Source organism: Dietzia sp. DQ12-76, from assembly GCF_014145045.1.
In the GTDB taxonomy this organism is placed as follows: Bacteria; Actinomycetota; Actinomycetes; order Mycobacteriales; family Mycobacteriaceae; genus Dietzia.
In genome coordinates, this window is sequence record NZ_JAALDV010000551.1 from 387 (window position 1) to 2,892 (window position 2,506).

Sequence of the window (2,506 nt, forward strand, 5' to 3'; positions counted from 1 at the left end):
GACCGCCACGGCCGGGGCACCATAGTCTATCGACTACCGTGGGAGCACAGCCGTACCAAGGAGCGCGAGGAGTGGCGACATGACAGACACCGGGGACCTCTTCGAGGGGCCGCTGCACTCCCGTCACGTGGAGGCCGGTGCCACGTTCGCCCCGTTCGGTGGCTGGTCGATGCCCGTGCAGTACACGGGGACGGTGGCCGAGCACACCGCCACCCGCACCACGGTCGGACTGTTCGACGTCAGCCACCTCGGGAAGGCACTCGTGACCGGTCCCGGAGCCGCCGAGTTCGTCAACACGTGCGTCACCAACGACCTCGACCGCATCTCGGCGGGCAGTGCGCAGTACACGCTGTGCTGCGACGAGTCCGGGGGAGTCGTCGACGACCTCATCGCCTACCGCGTCTCCGACCAAGAGGTCTTCCTCATCCCCAACGCCGCCAACACCGCCGAGGTGGTGCGACGGATGCAGGCCGCGGCGGCGGAGCGGGCGCCCGAGGTCGACGTCACCGATGAGCACCGCTCCCGCGCCGTGATCGCCGTGCAGGGCCCGCTCGCCGGTGAGGTCCTCACCGCGGTCGGCCTGCCCGTCGACCTGGACTACATGGCCTTCGTCGACGCCGACTGGGACGGGCAGCCCGTCCGGGTCTGCCGCACCGGGTACACCGGCGAGTACGGCTTCGAGGTCCTGCCCGTCTGGGACCAGGCCGGTCCCGTCTGGGACGCGCTCGCCGAGCAGGTCCTCGCGCGCGAGGGTGCGCTGTGTGGTCTGGGTGCCCGCGACTCGTTGCGCACCGAGGCCGGTTACCCGTTGCACGGACACGAGCTGTCCCTCGACCTCAGCCCGCTCGAAGCCCGCTGCGCATGGGCCATCGGTTGGGACAAGCCGTCCTTCTGGGGGCGCGACGAGCTGATGCGTCAGAAGGAGGCCGGGCCCGCTCGGCGCATGTACGCACTCGAGGTCACGGGCCGGGGGGTGCTGCGCGCAGGCCAGACCGTGCGGGCCGGCGGACGCGACGTGGGCGTCACCAGCTCCGGCACGTTCTCGCCGACCCTGAAGACGGGGATCGGGCTCGCATTCGTCGAGCTGGACGCCGGGCTCAAGAAGGGCGACGAGGTCGTCGTCGACGTACGGGGGCGTGAGGTACCGTGCCGCCTCGCGGTACCGCCGCTCGTCGAGATCCGCACCCGCTGACCCGCCCCTTCTCACCTAAGCGAGACGACATGTCCCAGTTCGACATCCGCCCCTCGGCCAACCCGAGGACGGCCGCCGAGCGCGAAGCCATCCTCGCGGCTCCCGGCTTCGGCAAGCACTTCACCGACCACATGGTCACCCTTCCGTACTCCGACGGGTCCTGGGGTACCCCGACGGTCGAGGCCTACGCTCCGCTGTCGATCGACCCCTCCGCCGTGGTCCTGCACTACGCCCAGACGATCTTCGAGGGCCTCAAGGCGTACCGGCAGGCCGACGACTCCATCGCCTCCTTCCGCCCGGAGCAGAACGCGGCGCGTTTCAACCGGTCCGCGCAGCGTCTGGCCATGCCGACGCTGCCCGAGGAGCTCTTCATGGAGTCCCTGCGGCAGATCGTGGCGATCGACCGCGACTGGGTCCCCGCCGCCGGCGGGGAGGAGGCGCTCTACCTGCGCCCGTTCATGATCGCGACGGAGACGGGCCTGGGCGTGCGGCCTGCCGACGAGTACCTCTACTCGGTCATCGCCTCTCCCGCCGGCGCCTACTTCTCGCGTGGAGTGGCCCCCGTGAGCGTGTGGCTGAGCACCGAATACGTGAGGGCCAGCCCGGGCGGAACCGGTGCGGCGAAGTTCGGGGGGAACTACGCGGCATCGTTGCGGGCGCAGGAGCAGGCCGCCGGCGAGGGGTGCGACCAGGTGGTGTGGCTGGACGCCATCGAGCGCAGGTACGTCGAGGAGATGGGCGGGATGAACCTGTTCTTCATCCTCGGCACCGGCGATTCGGCGGAGATCGTCACCCCGGAGCTGTCCGGTTCGCTCTTGCCCGGCGTGACACGCGACAGCCTCATCCGCCTCGCGCGGCACCTCGGTTATCCCGTCACCGAGCGGAAGGTCTCGGTGGAGGAGTGGGAGACCGGGGTGGCCTCCGGGGAGATCACCGAGGTGTTCGCCTGCGGGACCGCGGCGGTGATCACCCCCGTCGGGTCCGTCCGGCACAGCGGGGGCGGCTACACCGTCGGCGACGGCGGCCCCGGTGAGATCACCATGCGTCTGCGTGAGACCCTCACCGGGATCCAGCGCGGTTCGGTGGACGACACCTTCGGGTGGATGACCACTCTCGCCTGACCGGATCGGAGCACCGGGCCGGCGTTGGGGCGCGGGGTCAGGTCAGCATGACGGCGACGACGAGGGCCGCCGCCGTGCCCGCCTCGATCCCCGCCCCCAGGATGTCCCCGTTGACGCCGCCGAGCCGACGGACGGCATGGCGTGCGAAGCCCGCCGCGGCAGCGTAGAGGGCCAGGCCGATCGTCGCCCCGAT

General features: G+C 70.9%; 3 protein-coding genes. 2 read left to right on the plus strand and 1 reads right to left on the minus strand.

What is annotated here, in order from left to right:
* Positions 1 to 79: 79 nt before the first annotated feature.
* Both gcvT and G6019_RS16545 read left to right on the plus strand, forming a co-directional pair.
* Positions 80 to 1,192, plus strand: coding sequence for a glycine cleavage system aminomethyltransferase GcvT (gcvT, locus tag G6019_RS16540; protein WP_182612400.1), 1,113 nt, complete (start codon positions 80 to 82; stop codon positions 1,190 to 1,192).
* Between the two features lie 29 nt (positions 1,193 to 1,221).
* Positions 1,222 to 2,313 carry a branched-chain amino acid aminotransferase gene (locus G6019_RS16545; RefSeq protein WP_107756182.1) on the plus strand — a complete coding sequence of 364 codons (1,092 nt, stop codon included), beginning with the start codon at positions 1,222 to 1,224 and terminating at the stop codon, positions 2,311 to 2,313.
* Between the two features lie 37 nt (positions 2,314 to 2,350).
* On the opposite strand, the gene G6019_RS16550 is transcribed toward G6019_RS16545, so the two are convergent.
* Positions 2,351 to 2,506 carry an adenosylcobinamide-GDP ribazoletransferase gene (locus G6019_RS16550; protein ID WP_309230346.1) on the minus strand — a complete coding sequence of 52 codons (156 nt, stop codon included), beginning with the start codon at positions 2,504 to 2,506 and terminating at the stop codon, positions 2,351 to 2,353.

Excerpts from the sequence above, each read along its gene's own strand:
- gcvT (WP_182612400.1), top strand. The coding sequence starts at position 80 with ATGACAGACACCGGGGACCTCTTCGAGGGGCCGCTGCACTCCCGTCAC.
- G6019_RS16545 (WP_107756182.1), top strand. The coding sequence starts at position 1,222 with ATGTCCCAGTTCGACATCCGCCCCTCGGCCAACCCGAGGACGGCCGCC.